The sequence below is a fragment of the Streptomyces sp. NPDC006314 genome, from assembly GCF_040613075.1.
Taxonomy (GTDB): Bacteria; Actinomycetota; Actinomycetes; order Streptomycetales; family Streptomycetaceae; genus Streptomyces.
This window is the reverse complement of record NZ_JBEXRL010000021.1, coordinates 109,698-131,276: the sequence shown is the minus strand read 5'-3', so window position 1 is coordinate 131,276 and position 21,579 is coordinate 109,698. Positions and strand designations below refer to the sequence as shown.

Below are 21,579 nucleotides of genomic sequence, written 5' to 3'. Positions count from 1 at the left end.
GCCGCGTGGGCGCGACCGGCCACACACGGCCCGCAGTCGCCGGACCACGACGCGTCCGAGCCCGTCAGGCGTTGGGCCGGCCGCCGTCCCGCGCCGCCGACTCCATCGCCGCCAGGTGCGCCAGCATCGGCATCGGGTCCACCCCCACCGACCCGGGCAGGAACTCCGCGATCGTCTCCGGCGTCCACCCGCCGGAGGCATACGCCGCCCGTATCTCCCTCGGCTGGGCCCACACCGCGATCTTCGGCCCGGCGATCGTGTACACCTGCCCGGTGATCCCCCGCTCCTTCGCGTCGTCGGACAGCAGGTACACCACCAGCGCGGCGACGTCCTCCGGCTCCCCGATCTCCGTCAGCTCCATCGGCACGTTCGCCGACATCCGCGTACGCGCCACCGGCGCCACCGCGTTCGCGGTCACCCCGTACTTGTGCAGGCCCAGCGCGGCGCTCCGCACCAGAGAGATGATCCCGCCCTTCGCGGCGCTGTAGTTGGCCTGGGACACCGAGCCCTGATGGTTGCCGCTGGTGAAGCCGATGAGCGTGCCGGACTTGCGCGCGCGCATGACGGCGGCGGCGGCCCGGAAGACGGTGAACGTGCCCTTGAGGTGGGTGGCGACCACCGGGTCCCACTCCTCCTCGGTCATGTTGAACAGCATGCGTTCACGCAGGATGCCCGCCCCGCACACGACCCCGTCGAGGCGGCCGTACGACGACAGGGCCGTGTCCACGACCCGTTGGCCGCCGGCCATCGTGGAGATGTCGTCGGCGACCGCGACGGCCTCGCCGCCCGCCGCCTCGATGTCCTCGACGACCGCCTCGGCGACCTCGCTGGTGGGTGCGGTGCCGTCGGTGGAGACCCCGTAGTCGTTGACGACGACCCGCGCGCCCTCGGCCGCCGCCGCGCGTGCGACGGCCCGTCCGATGCCGCGTCCGGCGCCGGTCACGGCGACCACTCTGCCTGCCAAGAAGTTCCCCACGCCCGGCCCCTTCCCGCATTTTCTGACGGCCCATTAGATTTTATGGCGCGCCGGACGCGCGGACACAAGCCCCGGGGAGGCACCGGATGGCACTGCCGGAGGAGTTCCACGAGATCGCCGAGCGCGTGAACAACTGGGGGCGCTGGGGGGCCGACGACGAGATCGGCACGCTGAATCTCATCACCGACGAGGTGGTGCGCGCCGCCGCCGCCGAGGTCCGCACCGGCCGCCGTGTCCCGCTCGCGCTGCCGCTCCGGCAGGACGGGGTGCAGGCCGGGATGATCCCGGGGCGGGTCAATCCGCTGCACACGATGGTGCAGATCAACCAGGAGCTGTTCGGGCCGGGCACGGTGGCGTGCAGCGACGACGCGGTGACCATGGGGCTGCAGGCGGGCACCCACTGGGACGCGCTCACCCATGTCTCGCACTCGGGGAAGCTCTACAACGGCCGGCCGGCGCACACGGTCACGGCGCACGGCGGTGCCGAGTTCAGCGGGATCGACAAGGCCCGGCACATCGTCTCTCGCGGGGTGCTGCTGGACGTGGCCCGGGCGCGGGGCACGGACCGGCTGGAGGGCGGCCACGCGGTCACGCCGGAGGACCTCGAGGTGGCGGAGGAGTTCGGCGGTACCCGCGTCCGGTCCGGTGACATCGTGCTCGTCCGCACCGGGCAGGTGCGGGTGTATCTGGCCGGGGACAAGCATGGGTACGGGTATCCGTCCCCGGGCCTGTCGGTGCGCTGCCCGGAGTGGTTCCACACCCGCGATGTGGCGGCGGTCGCGAACGACACGCTCACTTTTGAGATATTTCCGCCCGAGATCGAGCATCTGTGGCTGCCGGTGCATGCCCTGGATCTGGTGGAGATGGGGATGCCCCAGGGCCAGAACTGGAATCTCGAAGAGTTGTCCACAGCCTGTGGAGAAAAGCGGCGGTACGCGTTCCTGCTGTCGGCGATGCCCGAGCCGTTCGTCGGCGCGACGGGGACGCCGGTGGCGCCGGTGGCGATCCTCTGAAGCCGCCGGACTCGCCGCCGTGGAACCGGCCGTCAGGAAATCGGGGTTTTACAGGGCCCCCGGCTGGACCGGCCGGTGGCGCGTGTCCCCCCACCCTCGTGTGCACGCGCCGCCGACCGTGCGACCCACACTCGGCGAGGACCGCCACCACCGGGGCCCTCGCCGTCCCCTCGCGGCGAATCGACGCCCACCAGCGTGATCACACGGACGCGGGCCGTCAACGCCGGAACGCCCATTTGTCGCATAGGCCCTGTTCATGGTGCCCGCGCACGGATGCACCCCCGGCGCACCCGCGCATCGGGGGTCTACACCGCTTCGAAGGCGAGGCCCTCGTACGCGGGCAGTCCGCCCCCGCACGCCATCGCGGCGCTCTCCCGGGGCTGTGAACAGCGGTCCAGCTCGCACCAGATGCTCTTGCCGGCGCCCTCGGGGCTCCAGCCCCAGCGGTCCGCCAGGCAGTCCACGAGGGCCAGGCCCCGGCCACCGGTGGCGTCACCTGAGGCGCACCGCGGCACGGGGGCGCGGGAACTGGTGTCGGAGACCTCCACCCGCACCGTGGCCGACGGGGCGGCCGGGGTCGCCGGGCCCGGCAGGGAGAGTCGCAGCACGGCCGGTCGGCCGGTGTGCACCACGGCGTTGGTCACCAGCTCGGAGACGAGCAGGATCAGGTTCTCGGCCAACGGCTCGTCGGCCTCTATCCCCGACCCGGCGAGCCGCGAGCGGGCCCATCTCCTGGCCCGTCCCACCTCCGCGGGGTCGGGCCGGATCTCCAGCTGCACTTGAAGCACCTGCACCGCTCACACCATCCGAACCGGCGGACACATGACCCGACGCCACCCGGACGCCACGGCGCGAGCCGCGACGGTCAGCACGACGAGGGCCACGATCGTAGCCATTTTCTGCATGGCCAGAACAACGGCCAGAGCAAGGGTCACGGAACGTGATTCCCTTACGCGACAGCATGGTTGACGTACAGTCACCCCAACAAGCGCTTCGGGCATATTCCATCGCGAAGGAGTACGCGTGAGGCATACTGTGCGACGCTCGTGCCGGGGAGTCGAACAGGCGGAGGCAGAGGCCCTGGCCGCCCCGCGAACAGCGGCGCGCACCGCGCGGACCGGCACCACCCCAGGGGCACCACCGGCACGGCTCGTGCTCGCAGCCACTCGCATCCCACACAAGGTACCGGAGCGGGCGCCCGACTCCAGGCCGTGACGAGTCACGCAATGGACACAACCCGATATCGACGCTCCGTGATGCCACTACGCCACGATCCGCGACATCTTGGGCCATGGCTTTCCGGCGGCGCGGACCGGGAAGCCACCGGCCGTCAGACCGCCAGCCGTTCGGCGAGCAGCTCCTCACTCCGCGTGCCGCCGCCGCCACGACGGGCCCGCACCCAGGCCCGTTTCAGGTGCAGGTGCACATCGGCCTCCCAGGTGAAGCCCATGCCGCCGTGCACCTGAAGGCAGTCGCGGGCCCCGCGCACGGCGGCCTCGTCGGCGAGCAACCGGGCGGCGGCGATGTCGGCGCGGTCGGCCGTCACGGCGGCGGCGTAGACGGCGGCGCGTGCGGTCTCGACCCGCACCAGCAGGTCCGCGCACAGGTGTTTGACTGCCTGGAAGGCTCCGATCGGCCGCCCGAACTGCTCGCGTGTCCGGGCGTGTTGCACAGCCAGCTCGCACACCCGTGTGGCCGTGCCGAGCTGCTCGGCGGCGGTGAGGAGGACGGCCACGGGGTCGGCCTCCGCCACCCCGCCGGCACCAGGGATCCGGTGCAGGGGCGTGAGCGGGTCCACCGACCGCAGCGGTACGGCACCGGAGGCGTTCCCGCGGACGACGTCCGCCGCGTCCAGCCACTCCACGAGCGCGCCGTCCACGGCCGCCACGACCGTCTCCCCGGCAGCCGCACCGGGCACGGAGCCGGCCGCCAGGTGGGTGGCCACGAGCGGCCCCGGCAGCAGGGCCCGCCCCGCCTCCTCGAAGGCCAGCACCGCCTCGGGCAGGCCCAGTCCGACCCCGCCGTCCGCCTCCGGCAGCCGCAGGGCGAAGAACCCCGCCTGCCCGAGCGCCCGCCACAGCGCCCGGTCGATCAGGCCCGGCGCGTCCACGGCCGCCCGCAGCACCTCCCGCCCGCAGCACCGTTCCAGCAGCTCCCGCACGCCTGTCCGTAACGCCTGCTGGTCATCGGTGAGTTGGAAACGCACGCTCATCTCCCCCTGGGCATACCGAGGATGCGTTCGGCCACGATGTCGCGCTGGATCTGCGAGGTGCCGGCGGCGATGGTGTACGACAGGGCGGACAACCGGTCGAGGACCCAGGGACGGTCCAGGTCGAGGCAGTCCGGGCCGAGGACCTCGGCGGCGGTGTCGTACAGCTCCTGACGGGCGTGCGAGTAGGCGAGCTTGAAGACCGAGCCTCCGACGCCCGGCACCCCGCCGCCCGCCTCGGCCTCGCTCACGTTCCACTGGGTCAGCCGCCACAGCGCCCGGAACTCCGCGTCGAGCCGCCCGAGCCGCCGGCGCAGCACCGGGTCGTCCCAGCGGCCGTTCGTCCGGGCGGTGCGGGCGAGTTCGCCCAGCACCCGGCGGCAGGCGACGACCTCCCCGACGAAGGCCGTGCCGCGTTCGAAGGAGAGCGTCACCATGGTCACGCGCCAGCCGTCGTTCTCCGCCCCGACCCGGCCCGCGACCGGCACCCGCACCTCGTCCAGGAACACCTCGGCGAACTCGGCCGATCCGGCGAGCGTGCGCAGCGGTCGTACGGTGATGCCGTCGGCGTCCATCGGCATGGCGAGCCAGGTGATGCCCCGGTGCCTGGGCGCGTCCGGGTCGGTGCGGACCAGCAGTTCGCACCAGTCGGCGACCTCGGCGTGCGAGGTCCAGATCTTGGACCCCGTCACTATGTAGTGGTCGCTGTCGCGCCACGCGCGCGTGCGCAGCGCGGCGAGGTCGGAGCCGGCGCCGGGTTCGCTGAACCCCTGGCACCAGACCTCCTCGCCGCGCAGGATCGGTGGCAGCCAGCGCGCCCGCTGCTCGGGGGTGCCCTCGGCGGCGATGGTCGGCCCCGCGTGCAGCAGCCCGACGAAGTTGGCTCCTACGTAGGGCGCGCCCGCCTTCTCGGTCTCCTCCAGGAAGATCAGCCGGGTGGTCGGGGAGGCGTCCCAGTGGACGTCGGCGTACCCGGCGTCGTACAGCATGCGCTGCCAGCCGAGGTCGTAGGCGCGGCGGCCGGCCCAGTCGTCGGGCGAGGGCCTGGCCGGCAGGGTCGGCAGCACCTTGGCCAGCCACTCCCGCAGCCGGGCCCGGAACTCCTCCTCCTCGGGTGTACCGGAGAGGTCCATCACGAGGTCGGCTTGTCGAAGTCCAGGCCGAGCATGCGGATGGCGTTGCCCCGCATCAGCTTGTAGACCGTCTCGTCGTCCAGTCCCTTCACATGGTCGAGGGCGACCTCCTTGGTGTGCGGGAAGGTCGAGTCGACGTGCGGGTAATCGGTCTCGAAGGTGGCGTTGTCCCGTCCGACGACGTCGATCGACGCGACTCCGTGCTTGTCGCGGAAGAAGCAGCAGAAGATCTGCCGGTAGTAGTACGTCGACGGCGGCTCGGGGATCAGATCGCGCACGCCGCCCCAGGCGCGGTGCTCCTCCCACACGTCGTCGGCGCGTTCGAGGGCGTACGGGATCCAGCCCATCTGGCCCTCCGAGTAAGCGAGTTTGAGGCGCGGGAACTTCACCAGGACGCCGCTGAAGAGGTAGTCCATCATCGAGGCCATGGCGTTGTTGAAGCTGAGCGAGGCCTGCACGGCGGGCGGCGCGTCCGGGGAGGCGGCGGGCATCTGGGAGCTGCTGCCGATGTGCATGTTGACGACCGTGCCGGTCTCCTGGCAGGCGGCGAAGAAGGGGTCCCAGTACCCGGAGTGGATGGACGGCAGCCCGAGGCAGGTGGGGATCTCCGAGAAGGTGACGGCCCGCACCCCGCGCTCGGCGTTCCGCCGGATCTCCGCGACGGCCAGCTCCACGTCCCACAACGGGATCAGGCACAGCGGGATCAGCCGCCCGCCGCTGTCCCCGCACCACTCCTCCACCATCCAGTCGTTGTAGGCGCGCACGCAGGCGAGGGCGACCTCCTTGTCGTGCGCCTCGGCGAAGGTCTGCCCGCAGAAACGGGGGAAGGTCGGGAAGCAGAGGCTGGCCTCGACATGGTTGAGATCCATGTCCGCCAGGCGCGCCTCGGGATCCCAGCACCCGCGCCGCATCTGCTCCCGGGTGATCCCCTCCAGGGTCATCTCGTCCCGGTCGAAGCCGACGGCGGCGATGTTCCGCTTGTACGGGAACTTCAGGTCCTCGTAGATCCACCAGTCCGTCGGCTGCCCCTGCGGGTCCATGGTGATCCGGTACTTCCCGCCGACGTAGGCCAGCTCCCCGATGCCCGCGGTCAGCGGCTGGGGCCCCCGGTCCCGGTACCTGGCCGGCAGCCAGGTCTCGAAGAGATGAGCGGGCTCGATCACGTGGTCGTCGACGCTGATGATGCGGGGCAGTTCGGCCATGGGACCCACCTACTCATCTGATGGAGCGTCAGATTCATGCTCTGCCCGTCAGGCTAGTCGCGCGCCCCTGGACCGACAAGGCACACGGCCCTACGCTCTGGCCACTGTCTGACTGACCGTCAGCTGAAGGCAGGGGGCCGAAGTGAACGACACGACCGCACACGCCCTGAGCGCCTCCCGCACCCTGTGGGAACTGGCCGACCGGCGCGCCCGGCTCACCCCCGAGCGCCCGGTACTGCTCCAGGAGGACCGGGTACTCACCTTCGGTGGCCTGCGCGACCGCGCCGAACGAGTCGCCGCCGGCCTGTACGGCATGGGCGTGCGCCCCGGCACGGTGGTCGCCTGGCAGCTGCCCACCCGCATCGAGACGGCTCTGCTGTCCTTCGCGCTCGCCCGCCTGGGCGCCGTCCAGTCCCCGGTCATCCCCTTCTACCGCGACCGGGAGGTCGGCTTCGCGCTCAGGGAGTCGAGGGCGGAATTCTTCGCCGTACCGGGCGTGTGGCGGGGCCACGACCACACGGAGATGGCCCGGCGGCTGGGCGCCAAGGGTGTCTTCGAGGCATACGACACCCTTCCCGACGGCGACCCGTCCATCCTGCCCGCCCCACCCGCCGACGGCACCTCGGTCCGCTGGATCTACTGGACCTCGGGCACCACCTCCGACCCCAAGGGCGTGCTGCACACCGACCGCTCCCTGATCGCCGGCGGCTCCTGCCTGGCCCACGCGCTCCGCCTGACGCCGGCCGACGTCGGCTCGATGGCCTTCCCCTACGCCCACATCGCCGGCCCCGACTACACGGTGCTACTGCTGCTCCGCGGCTTCCCGGCCGTGATGTTCGAGCACTTCGCGCTGCCGGAGGCGCTGGCGGAGTACCGGCGGCACGGTGTGACGGTGGCCGGCGGCTCCACGGCCTTCTACTCCATGTTCCTGACCGAACAGCGCAAGCGGCCGGGCGAGAAGGTGATCCCCTCCCTGCGGCTCCTCGCGGGCGGCGGCGCCCCCAAGCCACCGGAGCTGTACCACCGCGTGGTCCGCGAGATGGGTGTCCAGCTCACCCACGGGTACGGCATGACCGAGGTTCCGATGATCACCATGGGCGACCCGGAGGACACCGCCGACAATCTCGCCACGACCGAGGGCCGCCCGCCCGAGGGCATGGAGATCCGGATCACCGGCGGCGAGGTGCGGCTGCGCGGCGAGGCCGTCTGCCAGGGCTATCTGGATCCCGCGCAGACGGCGGCGGCCTTCGACACCGACGGTTTCCTGCGCACCGGCGACCTGGGCCACGTCACCGACTCGGGGCATCTGGTCCTCACCGGCCGCCTCAAGGACGTGATCATCCGCAAGGGCGAGAACATCTCGGCCAAGGAGATCGAGGATCTGCTGGCGGCGCATCCGGCGGTGGGGGACGTCGCGGTGATCGGCCTCCCGGACGCCGACCGGGGCGAGCTGGTCTGCGCGGTGGTGGAACGGGCCGCTGGGGCGGCGGAGTTGACCTTGCCGGACGTCACCTCGTATCTGCGGGGCCAGGGCCTGTCCGTGCACAAGCTGCCCGAGCGCCTGGAGGTGGTGGACGCCCTGCCACGGAACGAGACGCTGCGCAAGGTGCTCAAGTACAGGCTGCGGGAACGGTTCGGCACCGTAGCGGGGCCGTGACAGGCAATGATCGATCCGGCGGACGGCCGCTTCGCCGGCGCCCGCCACCACTGTCGCGGCCGCGCCCGGCGTGCACCGGGGCAGCGCCCCTTCCGCCGCGGCCAAGGCGGTGCCTTCCGTCCGGACGCAGACGCTCGCGGACGGCAGCACGGCCGAGATCTTCAGACGGGGCGCCCACCACCACCGGCCGCGAATCGTCCACCGGGGCGGGGTGTACGCCACGCGGGGGGCGGTGCCGAACCGAGGTGACGGACCGAAAGGCGCGACGCAGTCACTCGGGGACGGTGAAGTAGCGGGCGAACGCGGGGACGATGTCCGGCTCGGCGATGCTGCCGTCGTCGTCGGCGTCGAGGGCCGCCGCGGTGGCCTCGGCGATCTCCTCCGGCACGCGCAGGACCCGGAGCACGCGGACGGCGTCGGTGACGGTGACGTGGCCGTCCCCGTCCGTGTCCGCCACCGCCAGGGCCGCGTGCAGGAAGGGGCGGGCGATCTCGGCGAAGCGGTCGGGGTTGTCGCGCAGGCGCTTGACCGCGCCGGTGACGAACTCCTCGCGGGTGATGCGCTGGTCGCCGTCCCGGTCCGCGATGCCGGCCATCCCCTGCCAGAAGGCCTCCGCGCCGGCGTACAGCGCCTGCCCCTTGTCGGAGCGGGCGGTCACGGTGAATTCGGCGAGCAGTCCCTTGGCCGCCGCGCTGAAGTCCTCGCGGTCGATGTAGCCGTTGCCGTCCTGGTCGAACAGGGCGAAGCGGGCGACGATCCTGCGCTCGTACTCGGTGCTGACCATGTCTGTTCGGGCCGCCTTACCTGTGCGTGGGTTGATCTGGCAGGGAGCGTACGACGTGGGCGGCCGTCGAATGGCGGAAAACCGACGGTTGTGCCGAGACCGGGGGAGTTCCGCGACAGCGGCGTGGCTTTGTCGCGAAGACGGCTGCGCCCCTCAGGCCGAGAGGGGGCCCGCCTCGTCCGTGGTCGCGGAGCCGAGGTCGGGGTGGACGTCGAAGAGGCGGCGGACGCCGAGCGCGCCGAGGACCCGGTTGACGTGCGAGCCGTCCTCGGCGCCCCGGTCGGGCAGGATCAGCCGCAGCCGGCCCTGACAGGAGCGGATCAGCCTGCGGACGGCGATGAGGACGCCGACCCCGCTGGAGTCGCAGAAGAACACGTCGGAGAGGTCCACGACGAGGCTGTGGTGCCCCTCGGCGACGACGTCGTGCACCCGTTGCCGCAGCACCGGCGAGGTCATCAGGTCCAGTTCCCCGGACACCTGGAGCACGGCCCACCCGCCCTGTTCGACGCCGGTCACCTTGAATGTCACGGCCATGCCCCTCCGCTCGCCGCCATTCCCGGAACCGCCCGGAAACGGAAGCAGTTCCTACGCTTCTTCCGCGCGGCTGCCCAGCGGCCGTTCCCTGAAACGTAGCGCGGCAAACCGGGCGTGATCGACAAGGGACTTGTTTCGGTCACTATCGATCGTGTTCGATCAGAGATGTATGCGCCGTGCGTGGAGGTTGTGTGAAGAGGGCACTATCACCTGCGGCGCTTCGGGGGGCGCACATTGACACAAAGGGGCGTGCGCTGTCAGACGTGCCGACTACATTCGAGAGGACGGCTCAGACACGCTGGACGGGCCGGGACACGGGCGAGGGGAGGGGAACCGCATGGCCAAGAAGGACGTACCGCCCCGCTGGGACCGCAAGATGCAGCAACGGCTGGCCCGCGGTGAGGCGGCCGCCCTCGGCGAGCTGTACGACCGGTTCGCCTCGCTCGTGCACAGCCTCGCCCACCGCGTCCTCGGCGACGAGAGTGCCGCCGACACCGTCACCCGCGAAGTCTTCGCCCACGTCTGGGAACACCCCGAGACCTACGACCCCAGACAGGGCCCCCTGCGCTCCTGGGTCGCCGCCGTGACCCACCGGCTCGCCGTGCAGCGGCTGCGCGACAGCGAGACCGCCGCGCTCCCCCGGGGGAACGGCGGCTCCACGGAGGAACTGGAGCGCAAGGTGCGCCGCGCCTCGGTCGCCGCCCGCGCCGACTACATCGTCCACTCCATGCCCGCCCCACTGCGCGCCGCCCTGGAACTGGCCTACTTCCAGCGCCGCGACTACCGCCAGACCGCCAACGACCTCGGCGTCACCGAGGACGAGGCCCGCCGCCGGCTCCGTCTCGGCCTGCAACTGCTCTCCACCGCCCACGACGTCGGGACGCCTCCGGGATACGGGGGTGCGGTGTGAGCGGGGCGGGACGGTCCGAGGCACACGACGAGTACGACGGCCACGAGACAGCGGAGGGGCAGCAGGAGCGGCAGGCCGAGGGCACCGAGGGGTACGAGGGTGGCGACGGCCGGAGCGAGAAGAAGCAGGCCGGCGACGGTGACAGCGGGGGTCCGGGCTCCGGGGACGTACCGCTCGGACCCGGCGGACCCGATCCGGCCCGGCGCCCGCGCATACCGGTTCGCCGCGCCTCCGTCGAGGACGGCGGGCGTCCGCTGCCCCACCTCGCCGACCCGGGGGACCACACGCCCGTACCGCCCGACCTGTCGCACGACGTCCTGAAATCACTCCTCGGCGCCTGGGCGCTGGCCGCCTGCCCGGCGGCGGAGACGGCCGCCGTGGAGGAGCACCTGGGCGCCTGCGGAAGCTGCGCCGACGAGGCCCGCCGGCTGCGCGAGGCGGTCGGACTGCTGCACCAGCCGGAGACCCTGGACCTGGACCCGGGGCTGCGCACCCGCGTCCTGGAGAGCTGCCTGGACCGCCGGCCGCCGCACATCCCGGTACCCGGGTGGGCGGCACCGTACGACGCCGAGACCGCCCGCCTGGACGCGCTGCTGCAGGACTTCGGGGACGCGGAGTGGCATGCGCCGGTGCGGCTGCGGTGGTTCGAGACCGACACACCGACGAGCCGTCGGACGACCGTCGCCGGGGTGATCGCGCACCTGCTGTCGGTGGACGGGCTGGTCGCGACCGCGCTCGGCCTGGAGGACCCGCTGGCCGAGGTCGCCGAGGCGGCGGAGAAGGACGCGGTGGGCCCGGCCGGACGCACCGAGGCGTTCTGGCGGGCCTCCCACTTCCCGCCCACCCGCTCGGTACGGGCGCCCTGGCGGGAGCAGAGCCACAGCCTGGTGCGGACGGTGTCGTTCACGGGCGGCCACTCGGGCGGACTCGCGGTGTCGTACGGCGACTTCGAACTGCCGCTGCACGACGCGATGCTGGACCGCGCCTTCGAGTGCTGGGTGCACGCCGAGGACATCGCGGAGGCGGTGGACTACCCGTACGAGCCGCCCGCGCCGCGCCATCTGAGCCGGATGATCGACCTCGCGGCCCGTATGCTGCCGGCCGCGCTCGCCGAGCGGCGCCGCGCGGGCCTGTCCACGCCCGGTACGACCCCGCACCTCGTCAGCGCGGGCGCGCCCGGGCGCAGCCTTCGGCTGGAGATCGAGGGCGCTGCGGGCGGCGAGTGGCTGATCCCGCTGGACTCACCGGCGGCGGTGGGCTCCGCGGACTTCGAGGTGGCCCATGTCGCCCTGGACGGCGTGGAGTTCTGCCGCCTGGCCGCCGGCCACGTGCCTCCGGCGGAAGCGGCGGCGGGCCAGGTGGGTGACCGTCAGGCGATCAAGGACGTACTGTTCGCGGCGGCTTCGCTGAGCCGGCTGTAAGGGTGGGCCCGGATTCGTCGGCGGCTGCGGGTCACCGGTGGCCCCCGCGGCCGCCCCGCGGCCGAACGGCCCGAGCCGTCAGGCGAACACGACCGTCCGGCGCCCGTTCAGCAGGATCCGGCGCTCCGCGTGCCACTTCACCGCCCGCGCCAGCGCCTGGCACTCCACGTCGCGCCCGATGGCGACCAACTGGTCCGGGGTCACGCCGTGCCCGACCCGCTCGACCTCCTGCTCGATGATCGGCCCCTCGTCGAGGTCCGCGGTGACGTAGTGCGCCGTCGCACCGATCAGCTTCACACCCCGCGCGTGCGCCTGGTGGTACGGCTTCGCGCCCTTGAAGCTCGGCAGGAAGGAGTGGTGGATGTTGATGATCCGGCCGCTCAGCTGCTTGCACAGGTCGTCCGAGAGGACCTGCATGTAGCGGGCGAGGACGACCAGTTCGACCTTCTCCTCACGCACGATCTCCAGCAGCTTCGCCTCACCCTCCGGCTTGGTGTCCTTCGTCACCGGAATGTGGTGGAACGGAATGTTGTAGGAGCCCACCAGCTCTTCGAAGTCGGTGTGGTTCGAGACCACGCCCACGATCTCCACGGGCAGCGCGCCGGTCTGGGCCCGGAACAGCAGGTCGTTCAGGCAGTGCCCGAACTTGCTGACCATCAGCAGGATGCGCATCCGCGCGTCGGCACGGTTGATCTGCCAGTCCATGTGGAAGGAGTCGCCGATCGCCGCGAAGCTCGCCCGCAGCTTGTCCACCGTCACCGGCGCTTCGGCCGAGAAGTGGACGCGCATGAAGAACAGGCCCGTGTCGTGGTCGCCGAACTGCTGGCTGTCCTCGATGTTGCAACCGGTCATGAACAGATAGCTGGACACGGCGTGCACGATGCCCTGCTTGTCCGGGCAGGAGAGGGTGAGGACGTACTGGTCGGCCGGGGCGGCGGTCGCGGACTGCTCGTTCATGCACTACAGGGTCCCATACCGGCCCCGCGCCACGGGCCGCCGTCCGCTAGGCGGACCTGGTCATGATCCGCAGCACTTCCAGGCTGCGCGGCGGGGCGTCCGCGTCGTCACCGTCACTCGCCGCGAGGCGCAGGTGCGCGTCCCGCGCCGCCCGCACCGCCTCCGGCCACGCGTGGTGGTCGAGATACGCGGCGACCGGCGCGTCCGGGCCGACCTGGTGCATGATCCGCAGCACCCGCAGCACGGCGGTGTCGACGAGCGCCGCCTCCTGCGAGTCCCGGAATATCGTGCCGACGTACTTCTCCGCCGACCAGTTGTCCAGCCAGGTGTCCTCCACCAGCCGGTACACGGCGTCGGTGACGTCGCCGTACCCGTCCACGCCGGCCAGCCAGACGTCCCGCTGGAACACCGGGTCGGAGAGCATGTGCAGCGCCGAGCGCACATTGCTGCGCCAGCGCCACCACGGCATGTCGTTCAGGGGCATGCCGCCCATGGTGGAGGAGCGGCGGCCGCGACGGGAAGAGTTCTCCGAACCTTGCACGGTCATCGATCGTACGTTCCCGGTCACACGACCCTCACCGAACCCCTGTAATTCACCCCCCTGTCACCTCTCATCGACCGAGGGTCACTCTCCGGTTAGCGATGTGAGGGAATCGTGCGTGAGCATGACCGGCAGGCGACGCACCCGCAGCACCCCCCTTCCCCCACGTTCCCGGCCCGTCAGAGGCACCGCGCTGGCCGCGGGCGCCCTGGCCCTGTGCGCGTCGTTCGCCGCCGGATGCGGGGTCGTCCCCGGTGCCACGGGGGGCTCCGGGGGCGACCCGGTCACGGTGATGACCTGGGCGCCGCAGGACACCGACGCCACCAACAAGCCCGGCATGCCCGCGATGGCCCGCGCCTACGCGAAGTGGATCAACTCCCACGGCGGCATCCACGGCCACAGGCTCGAGGTGCTGACCTGCAACGACCACAACGACAGCGTGGGCGCCGCGAAGTGCGCCCGGCGCGCCGCGGCCGAGGGCGTGGTCGCGGTCGTCGGCTCCTACAGCCAGTTCGCCGACTCCTACCTCGCCCCGCTGGAAGGCGCCGGCATCCCCTACATCGGCGGTTACGGCGTCACCAACGACGAGTTCACCGGCTCGATGTCGTACCCGGTCAACGGCGGCCAGCCCGCCCTCCTGGCCGGCCTGGGCAAGGCCCTCGCGGACACCTGCGGCAACGTCGTCCTGGTGCGCCCGGACAGCATCGCGGGTGACGAGTTGCCCGTGATGCTCGACTCGGGACTCAAGACGGGCGGGCATCCGGACGCCGACGACCAGCTGGCCGCCGAGGACGCCACCGAGTACGGCGGCCAGGCCGAGCAGGCACTGCGCCAGGCGACCAGGGACGCGACGGAGAAGGGCTGCGTGGTGCCCGCGCTCGGGGACCGCACCGACACCTTCATGGACTCCTTCCGGCGGGCCCGGGAGGACTTCCCCGGGGTGCGCACGGCGACCGTGCTCGGCAGCGTCGACCAGACGGTGATCAACGCGACGGGCGGGGCGTCCGGGCCGTACGAAGGGGCGTACATCACCGGCTGGTACCCGCCGGCGTCCGACGCGCGCTGGGATGCGATGAGGAAGGTGATCAACGAGGAGGCCTTCGGCGACAACCGCATCGACCCCGCCGACGCCGGGGTGCAGACCACCTGGATCGCCTACACCGTGCTCAAGGCCGTGCTGGAGGAGACCGGCGCCGGCGAGGTGAGCGCCGACACCGTGCGCCGCACCCTCGACGACGGCCTGCGGGTCTCCACCGGCGGCCTCACCCCGACCCTGCACTGGCCCTACGAGAGCGAGCTCGCCGCCGTCGGCTTTCCGCGGATGGTCAACGCGAACGTGACCCTCCAGGTGGTCCAAGACGGCAAGCTGGTCGCGGCCCGCAAGGGCATCGGCGCCGGCTCCGGGATCGCCGACATGACCCGGACGCTGGAGAACGCGGACGTGCAGTGAGCCGCACGGCCGCACCCCCGGCCGTCAGCCCGTCACAGCTGGGTGGGCTGGCGCTGGGTCAGGCCGTACTTCGTCGCGATCACGTTCCACAGCGCCGCCGCCTTCACCTTCTGCGCGCTGGCGGTGCCGCTCTCCCGGTTGCCGGCCTGGGTCTCGCCGGTGGTGCGGGCATGGCCCTTCTTGCAGCCCTTGTGGCCGCCCTTGACCTGGCCGGCCCAGGCCGCGTAGTGGTTGTCGGCCGCGGCGGACGCCTGCCACGCCTTGGTCAGGGCGGCGGTGAGGTCGCCGTTGGCCGGCAGCTTGTCCACGGACAGCTTGCCGAGCCGGGTGACGAGCTGGCTGCGCTGCTTGGCCGCGTCGCGCAGGCTGGAGGCGGCCTGGTCGAGGTTGTCGCACTGCCTGACGTCGGCCACCGCCTGGATCACCGAGGCGCGGCTGCTGCCACTGTCGGCGAGCAGCTTGTCCAACGCGACCGCCTGCTGCCGGGCGGGGTCGACGGTGGGCGAGGCGGAGTCCTCGGTGGCCGGGGACGTGGCGGCGACCGGTTTGCCGTCGTCCTGCTTTTCCTTGCCGCCCCAGGCGCTGAGCAGCGCACCGGCACCCACGCCGAGGACGACGATGCCGACCCCGATGGCCGCGATCAACGGCACCCGCGACCGGCCCCCGCGCCGCCCCCGGTCGTCCTGCGCCGGGCCGTACGACGCCTGCGCAGGGCTGTACGACGCCTGCGGCCGGCGGGCGTAGGCGTCCGACCGCTCGGCACGCGGGAGCTGCTGGGTGGACCCGGCCGGGCCCGCGCCGCCCGCGGGTCCGCTGCGGAAGAGGTTGTCGAACTCGGCCGGCGGCTTCCGGTCGGCGCCCTCGGCCTGGGCGGTGTAGGGCGGTATGTACTGCGTGGCCTCCGCGTCGGAGTGCGCGGGCGCTCCCTGCCGGGGCGCGTGGCCGAGGTACCGCGTGTCCTCACCGGCGGACTCCGGCGGCAGCGCGCCGGGCGTCACCGGGGGGATGTACTGGGTGGCACCGTCGGCGGACGCGCCGGGCACGGGCGGAAGGTACTGGGTCGCGCCCTCGGCCGGGGCCGCCTGGACGGGCGGGATGTACTGGGTCGCGCCCTCATCCGCGGGGGCGGCGGCGACCGGCGGGATGTACTGGGTGGCTCCGTCGGCCGTCGGGGGCAGCGGGGCCCTCGCGGCCGCGTACCCGTCCGGCACGGCGGGCGGCAGCGGCGCGGCTGAGGCCGGGTACTGCTGCTGGTGCCCCTGGTAGGGGTCGGGCGCGCCGTACCCGGGCTGCGGGGCGCCGCCGTACTGGGGCTGCCGGCCGCCGGGGCCGTGTGAGGACGCCTGGCCGCCGTACCGCGGCTCCTGGGCACCGGCGCCATAGGCGGACGTCTGGCCGCCGTACGACGGCGCCGGGGCGCCCTCGGGGGGCAGCGGGCCGGGGTTCGCGGCCGACGCGGGCTGCTGGTCGGGGCCGCCCGGGGTGCCCCACTGCGGGACCGCCGCCGGGGGCCGGTCCTGGCCCGACTGGGGGGTCTGCGGCTCGGGGCCCCACGAACCGCCCCAGGCCTGTCCGCCGGCCGGGGCGGCGGGGGCGGGCGCTCCTGCCATGCCCGGCAGCAGCGGCTCGCCTCCGTCGGAGGGCAGCACGATGCCTTCGCGCGCGGGTCGCGCCGAGGGCTCCTCGCCCTGTCCACTCTGCGTCACCGGGACTCCTACCAATGGGGGACCTTGTGAATCGTCGGCTCACGCTACCGGGTCCCCCGAGCCGGGTGCCACGCAGCCGAGGGCGCGATCTTCTCCCCTGTGACAGCGGTAACAGGACCGCCCCGCGATGCGCTGTTCACGGCACCCGGCGCGCCCGGATGCCGTTCCCCTCACGTCCACGCGATCGCGGGGCGAGTGTTCAGGCGGCCTGCTGGAGATCGAGACGTGCCCCGAACTCCCGTACCACCGCCTCGTCCCGGAAGGGAGCCAGCCGCTGCTGGAGATCCTCCAGGTACTCGGCGCCCCGGTTGGAGCGGAGCGTCTCCAGCAGCTCCACCGCCTTCATACCGGTACCGCAGGCCTGTTCGATCTCGCGCTGCTGCACCTGAGCCGTGGCGAGCAGCACATAGCCGATGGCGCGTCGGCGGGCCCGGGACTCGGGATGCCCGGCCAGCGACTGCTCGGCATACCGGGCCGCCGCGTCCGCCTGCCCGAGATCACGGTGGCAGTGCGCCAACTCGTCGGCGAGGTAGGCCTCGTCGAAGTGCGCGATCCACACCGGGTCGTCCCCCGAGGCCGCGTCCGCCCCTTCCATCGCCGTGAGCGCCCGGCCGACGGCCGCCTGGGCCGCGCCCACGTCGCCGAGCAGGGCGTGTCCGCGCGCCTCGGCCGCGTGGAACATCGCCTCCACACGCGGGGTCACATGCCCGCGCGCCCCCTCCTGCGCCGCCCGCGCCAACTGGGCGATCTCCCGCGGGTTGCCGAGCTGCGCGGCCAGGTGGCTCATGGACGCGGCGAGGACGTAACCGCCGTAACCGCGGTCCCCGGCGGCCTGCGCGAGCCGCAGCGACTGGATGTAGTACCGCTGGGCCAGGCCCGGTTGCCCGGTGTCGACGGCCATGTACCCGGCCAGCTCGGTCAACCGGGCCACCGCGGCGAAGAGTTCGCGGCCGACCGCCTCCCGGTAGGAGCCCGCGAGGAGTCCGGAGACGACACTGTTGAGATAGTGCACGACCACCGGGCGCACATGCCCGCTGCCGTACTGGTGGTCGAGGTCCGTCAGCGCCTGGGTCATGGACCGTACGGCCGCCACGTCGGACTGGCCCACGCGCGGGCCCGCCTGCCGGGCCACCTGGGCGTCCGGCGCCGAGATCAGCCAGTCGCGGCTGGGCTCGACCAGCGCGGAGGCGGCGACGGAGGAACCGGCCAGGAAGTCCCGGCGCCCCACGTCGCTGCGCCACAGCTCGCAGACCTGCTCGATGGCCCCCAGTACCGTCGGCGAGAACTGGAGGCCGACCCCGGAGGCGAGGTTCTTGCCGTTGGCCATGCCGATCTCGTCGATCGTGACCGTACGGCCGAGCTTGCGCCCGAGCGCCTCGGCGATGATCGCCGGTGCCCGGCCCCGCGGCTGCTGACCGCGAAGCCAGCGGGCCACGGACGTCTTGTCGTAGCGCAGGTCGAGACCGTGCTCGGCGCCGCACATGTTGACGCGCCGGGCCAGCCCGGCGTTCGAGCACCCCGCTTCCTGGATGAGTGCCTGCAGCCGTTCGTTCGGCTGCCTCGCCACGAGAGGCCTTGCGGCCATGTACTACCCCCTGCGAACCCCTGGAGCGCGAAGTTCCGGCCGGGAGATCCGGCCGGGACGTTCCGGTCGGGAAGATCCGGCCGGGTGATCTGTTCGGAAAGATCACTGCCCAGCTGACATACCGTCAATGCGTGACATGTGCGGTTTGCCGGGGTAACGGCTGATGCCACCCCACCCCTGGTTACCCCACACACGCCGTGCTTCCTCCCGCGCGCCCCCGCATGTGCACCCATGCGCCCCGACTGCCGAATCGATGCTCCTCCCCCGCGCGCGCTGCAGCCGTAACTCCAGGTGAGCCCGGGAGTTGAGTGGGGCGTGGAAGAGACGATCGCGGGCGCCCAGAACACTCAGATTGCCGGTCAGATCCCGCAGCAGCGCGGGGAATCGCTGCCGGAGACCGCCGTACGCTACGCCGAGGAGCGGCACTGGGACGTGTTCCCGGGCACCTGGCTGGAAGCCGTCGATGGGACGCAGCGCTGCTCGTGCGGCGACCCCACCTGCCCTGCGCCGGGCGCACACCCCGCGCGCCCCGACTGGGTGACCCTGGCGACCGGCAGTGCGACCGTCGTCCGCCGGATGTGGCAGAAGCAGTCGACGGCGTCGATCCTGCTGCCGACGGGACGGACCTTCGACGCGCTGTCCGTCCCGGAGAGCGCCGGTTTTCTGGCACTGGCCCGTATGGAACGGATGGAGTTGATCCTGGGTCCGGTGACCTTGACTCCTGACCGGCGGATGCAGTTCTTCGTGCTGCCGGGGGCGTCTGTGAAGGTGCCGGAGCTGGTACACGAGTTGGGGTGGTCGCTGTCGTCGCTGGACCTGGTGGTCCTGGGTGAGGGTTGCTATGTGGCTGCTCCCCCGACCCGGTTCGGCTCCCGCGGTGCCGTGCAGTGGGCCTGCCGGCCGACCCCGGCGAATCGGTGGCTGCCGGATGCGGAGGAGTTGATCTCCCCGCTCGCGTATGCGTGCGGTCGGGACCGGTAGCCGTTCGCCGTCTCGTCTGCCTGGTCTCCGCGATCGGCGCGTGCGGGTCGCGTGTGGTGCGCGCGCGGTTCCCCGCACCCGTTCGGGCGCGCTGGCCTCGCCGTAGCCTTCAGGTATGACCGAAGCTGCAGTGCGTGTACGGGGGCTCTGGAAGCGGTTCGGGCAGCAAGTCGCTGTCGGGGGAATCGATCTGGAGTTGCCCGCCGGGAAGTTCATCGGGCTGGTCGGGCCCAACGGGGCCGGGAAGACCACCACCCTCTCCATGGTCACCGGGTTGCTGCGGCCCGATGAGGGGACCGTGGAGGTCGTCGGGCACGACGTGTGGCGGGATCCGGTGGCCGTCAAGGCGCGGATCGGGGTGCTGCCCGAGGGGCTGCGGCTGTTCGAGCGGCTTTCCGGCCGGGAACTGCTCGCCTACTCGGGGCGGTTGCGCGGGCTGCCGGGTGCCGAGGTCGACAAACGGGCCACACAGCTGCTGGACGTGCTCGACCTGGCCGGTGCCCAGCACAAGCTCGTCGTCGACTACTCGACCGGCATGCGCAAGAAGACCGGACTCGCCGCCGCTCTCCTCCACAACCCCGAAGTGCTCTTCCTGGACGAGCCGTTCGAGGGCGTCGATCCGGTGTCCGCGCAGACCATCCGGGGCGTGCTGGAGCGGTACACGGCCTCCGGGGCCACCGTCGTCTTCTCCTCCCACGTCATGGAGCTGGTCGAGTCGCTGTGCGACTGGGTCGCGGTGATGGCGGCGGGACGGATCCGCGCGACGGGAACGCCGGCCGAGGTGCGCGGGGCACACCCCACCCTGCACGAGGCGTTTCTGGAGCTGGTCGGCGCGAACGGCCGCGACACCGGCTCCGATCTGGACTGGCTGGGCGGCGGAGCGGCCCGATGACGAGCCCGACCTCCACTCTCGTACAGCTGAAACTGTCGCTGCTGAAGAACGGGCTGCGCCGGTCGGGGGGCAGGCGGGCCGCGTTCGCCGCGTCGGCCGTCCTCGCGGTCCTGTTCGCGCTGTCGCAACTGCTGGGACTGCTCCTGCTGCGCGGGCAGGCGCACGCCGACGTGGTGGCCGTGGCCGGCACGGCCGTGCTGGCGCTGGGCTGGGCGGTGCTGCCGCTGTTCTTCCCGACCGGCGACGAGACCCTGGACCCAACCCGGCTGGTGCTGCTGCCGCTGCACCCGCGGCCGCTGGTACGGGCCCTGCTCGCGGCCTCCCTGGTCGGCGTCGGCCCCCTGTTCACACTGCTGGTCCTCGTGGGCTGCGCGCTGTCCCTGGCGCACGGCCCGGCGGGGTACGTCGTCGCGGTCGTCGCCATCGTCCTCGCCCTGCTGGTCTGCGTGGCGCTGGCACGGGCCGTCGCGGCTGCCAACGTACGGCTGCTGACCAGCAGAAAGGGCCGCGATCTGGCCGTGCTGAGCGGGCTGGTGATCGCCGTCGGGGCGCAACTGGTCAACTTCGGGGCGCAGCGGCTGGGGTCGTCCGGGCTGGGGAAGTTGCAGCCGGTCGCGGACGTACTGTCCTGGGTGCCGCCGGCGTCGGCGGTGGGGGCCGTGCGGGCGGCGAGCGAGGCGTCGTACGGCACCGCGGTCGCACGACTCGCGGTTTCGGCGGCCGCCCTGGGGTTGCTGGTGGTGGTCTGGGGGCGGAGCCTGAACCGGCTGATGACCGCGCCCGACGGGTCCACGCTGCAGGCTCTCGACGCCGGGACACGGGACCGTGCCTCGGTGGCCGGGCTCGGGCGGCTGCTGCCGGGCGGGCGCACGGGCGCGGTCATGGAACGCAGCCTGCGCTACGTCTGGCGCGACCCCAGGACCAAGGCCGCGTGGGTGACCTCGCTGGCCATCGGGCTGATCGTGCCGGTGTTCAACGCGGTACAGGGCACCGGGTCGATCTACTTCGCGTGCTTCGCCGCCGGGATGCTCGGCATCCAGATGTACAACCAGTTCGGGCAGGACACCTCCGCGTTCTGGATGGTGGCCACGACCATCTCCTCGGCACGGGACGCCTACGCCGAGCTGCGCGGCCGGGCCCTGGCCCTGCTCCTGGTCACCCTCCCGTACGCCGTCCTCGTGACGGTGCTGACGACAGCGCTGCTGGGCGCCTGGGCGCGGCTGCCGGAGGTGCTGGGGCTGTCCTTCGCGCTGCTCGGGGCGATGCTGGCGACCGGCGCGTGGACCTCGGCCCGCTTCCCGTACTCCATCCCGCAGGAGGGCCACAAGAACGTCGTCCCCGGGCAGGCGGGCCTGGCCTGGATCTCGATCTTCGGCGGCATGGTCGCGGCGGCCCTGCTGTGCGCCCCCGTCATCGCCCTGACCATCTGGCTCGACGTGAGCGCGGACGGCGACACGGGGACCTGGCTGCTGCTGCCGGTGGGGGCGGGGTACGGGGCCGGGCTGACGGCGCTGGGCCTGCGGCTGGCGGCACCGCGAACGGCAGCCCGCCTACCGGAGATCCTCACGGCGGTGAGCAAGGGGTAGCGCGGGAGATCTCCGGCGCAGGCCCGCCCCCGCCCTTTCAGG

At 72.4% G+C, this 21,579-nt stretch carries 19 protein-coding genes; 8 read left to right on the top strand and 11 right to left on the bottom strand.

Translation table 11 applies throughout. From position 1 onward, the window contains the following. Window positions 1-64 precede the first annotated feature (64 nt). Window positions 65-976, bottom strand: coding sequence for an SDR family NAD(P)-dependent oxidoreductase (locus ABZ079_RS30425; RefSeq protein WP_356942640.1), 912 nt, complete (start codon window positions 974-976; stop codon window positions 65-67). An 86-nt stretch (window positions 977-1,062) separates the two neighbouring features. On the opposite strand from ABZ079_RS30425, the gene ABZ079_RS30420 reads away from it, so the two are divergent. After that, window positions 1,063-1,989, top strand: a complete 927-nt coding sequence (locus tag ABZ079_RS30420) for a cyclase family protein (protein ID WP_356942639.1) — start codon at window positions 1,063-1,065, stop codon at window positions 1,987-1,989. Window positions 1,990-2,294: 305 nt separating this feature from the next. Here the strand turns inward: ABZ079_RS30420 and ABZ079_RS30415 are convergent, their stop codons facing one another. The 4 genes from ABZ079_RS30415 to ABZ079_RS30400 all read right to left on the bottom strand — a co-directional run bounded on the left by ABZ079_RS30415 (window position 2,295) and on the right by ABZ079_RS30400 (window position 6,533). Continuing rightward, on the bottom strand, window positions 2,295-2,768 hold the full coding sequence (locus ABZ079_RS30415; RefSeq protein WP_356942657.1) for an ATP-binding protein: 474 nt from the start codon (window positions 2,766-2,768) through the stop codon (window positions 2,295-2,297). A gap of 551 nt (window positions 2,769-3,319) precedes the next feature. Beyond that, window positions 3,320-4,195 (bottom strand): acyl-CoA dehydrogenase family protein, encoded by an 876-nt coding sequence (locus ABZ079_RS30410; RefSeq protein WP_356942638.1) that lies wholly within the window; start codon window positions 4,193-4,195, stop codon window positions 3,320-3,322. Window positions 4,196-4,197: 2 nt separating this feature from the next. Beyond that, the gene (locus ABZ079_RS30405; protein ID WP_356942656.1) at window positions 4,198-5,331 is read right to left on the bottom strand and encodes an acyl-CoA dehydrogenase family protein; all 1,134 of its coding nucleotides are present in this window, start codon (window positions 5,329-5,331) and stop codon (window positions 4,198-4,200) included. Further along, the gene (locus tag ABZ079_RS30400; protein WP_356942637.1) at window positions 5,331-6,533 is read right to left on the bottom strand and encodes an amidohydrolase family protein; all 1,203 of its coding nucleotides are present in this window, start codon (window positions 6,531-6,533) and stop codon (window positions 5,331-5,333) included. The genes ABZ079_RS30405 and ABZ079_RS30400 overlap by 1 nt, the downstream gene beginning before the upstream one ends. Before the next feature lie 142 nt (window positions 6,534-6,675). On the opposite strand from ABZ079_RS30400, the gene ABZ079_RS30395 reads away from it, so the two are divergent. Then, window positions 6,676-8,190, top strand: coding sequence for an AMP-binding protein (locus tag ABZ079_RS30395; protein ID WP_356942636.1), 1,515 nt, complete (start codon window positions 6,676-6,678; stop codon window positions 8,188-8,190). Between the two features lie 271 nt (window positions 8,191-8,461). Here the strand turns inward: ABZ079_RS30395 and ABZ079_RS30390 are convergent, their stop codons facing one another. Together ABZ079_RS30390 and ABZ079_RS30385 are read right to left on the bottom strand one after the other, a co-directional pair. Then, window positions 8,462-8,974, bottom strand: a complete 513-nt coding sequence (locus ABZ079_RS30390; protein ID WP_356942635.1) for an EF-hand domain-containing protein — start codon at window positions 8,972-8,974, stop codon at window positions 8,462-8,464. Between the two features lie 153 nt (window positions 8,975-9,127). Next, complete coding sequence (locus tag ABZ079_RS30385) at window positions 9,128-9,508, bottom strand: STAS domain-containing protein (protein WP_356942634.1); 381 nt, start codon at window positions 9,506-9,508, stop codon at window positions 9,128-9,130. 337 nt (window positions 9,509-9,845) lie between these two features. Between ABZ079_RS30385 and ABZ079_RS30380 the strand changes: the two genes are divergently transcribed. Both ABZ079_RS30380 and ABZ079_RS30375 read left to right on the top strand, forming a co-directional pair. Then, a complete protein-coding gene (locus tag ABZ079_RS30380; RefSeq protein WP_356942633.1) occupies window positions 9,846-10,418 on the top strand; it encodes a sigma-70 family RNA polymerase sigma factor in 573 nt (190 codons plus the stop codon). Beyond that, window positions 10,415-11,839 (top strand): zf-HC2 domain-containing protein, encoded by a 1,425-nt coding sequence (locus ABZ079_RS30375; protein WP_356942632.1) that lies wholly within the window; start codon window positions 10,415-10,417, stop codon window positions 11,837-11,839. Before ABZ079_RS30380 ends, ABZ079_RS30375 begins: the two co-directional genes overlap by 4 nt. A gap of 78 nt (window positions 11,840-11,917) precedes the next feature. Here ABZ079_RS30375 and purU read toward each other — a convergent pair whose 3' ends face one another. Further along, window positions 11,918-12,796 carry a formyltetrahydrofolate deformylase gene (purU, locus tag ABZ079_RS30370; RefSeq protein WP_356942631.1) on the bottom strand — a complete coding sequence of 293 codons (879 nt, stop codon included), beginning with the start codon at window positions 12,794-12,796 and terminating at the stop codon, window positions 11,918-11,920. 46 nt (window positions 12,797-12,842) lie between these two features. Beyond that, window positions 12,843-13,343, bottom strand: a complete 501-nt coding sequence (locus ABZ079_RS30365; protein ID WP_356942630.1) for a hypothetical protein — start codon at window positions 13,341-13,343, stop codon at window positions 12,843-12,845. Between the two features lie 118 nt (window positions 13,344-13,461). Here ABZ079_RS30365 and ABZ079_RS30360 point away from each other — a divergent pair, with 118 nt between their 5' ends. Beyond that, a complete protein-coding gene (locus ABZ079_RS30360) occupies window positions 13,462-14,787 on the top strand; it encodes an ABC transporter substrate-binding protein (RefSeq protein WP_356942629.1) in 1,326 nt (441 codons plus the stop codon). 32 nt (window positions 14,788-14,819) lie between these two features. Here the strand turns inward: ABZ079_RS30360 and ABZ079_RS30355 are convergent, their stop codons facing one another. Both ABZ079_RS30355 and ABZ079_RS30350 read right to left on the bottom strand, forming a co-directional pair. After that, window positions 14,820-16,493 carry a hypothetical protein gene (locus ABZ079_RS30355; RefSeq protein ID WP_356942628.1) on the bottom strand — a complete coding sequence of 558 codons (1,674 nt, stop codon included), beginning with the start codon at window positions 16,491-16,493 and terminating at the stop codon, window positions 14,820-14,822. Between the two features lie 199 nt (window positions 16,494-16,692). Beyond that, the gene (locus ABZ079_RS30350) at window positions 16,693-18,078 is read right to left on the bottom strand and encodes a transcriptional regulator (protein WP_356942627.1); all 1,386 of its coding nucleotides are present in this window, start codon (window positions 18,076-18,078) and stop codon (window positions 16,693-16,695) included. A gap of 315 nt (window positions 18,079-18,393) precedes the next feature. On the opposite strand from ABZ079_RS30350, the gene ABZ079_RS30345 reads away from it, so the two are divergent. The 3 genes from ABZ079_RS30345 (at window position 18,394) to ABZ079_RS30335 (ending at window position 21,537) form a co-directional block, all read left to right on the top strand. Continuing rightward, on the top strand, window positions 18,394-19,059 hold the full coding sequence (locus ABZ079_RS30345; protein WP_356942626.1) for a bifunctional DNA primase/polymerase: 666 nt from the start codon (window positions 18,394-18,396) through the stop codon (window positions 19,057-19,059). Window positions 19,060-19,174: 115 nt separating this feature from the next. Continuing rightward, window positions 19,175-19,951 (top strand): ABC transporter ATP-binding protein, encoded by a 777-nt coding sequence (locus ABZ079_RS30340; RefSeq protein WP_356942625.1) that lies wholly within the window; start codon window positions 19,175-19,177, stop codon window positions 19,949-19,951. Beyond that, on the top strand, window positions 19,948-21,537 hold the full coding sequence (locus ABZ079_RS30335; protein WP_356942624.1) for a transporter: 1,590 nt from the start codon (window positions 19,948-19,950) through the stop codon (window positions 21,535-21,537). Before ABZ079_RS30340 ends, ABZ079_RS30335 begins: the two co-directional genes overlap by 4 nt. Window positions 21,538-21,579: the final 42 nt, after the last annotated feature.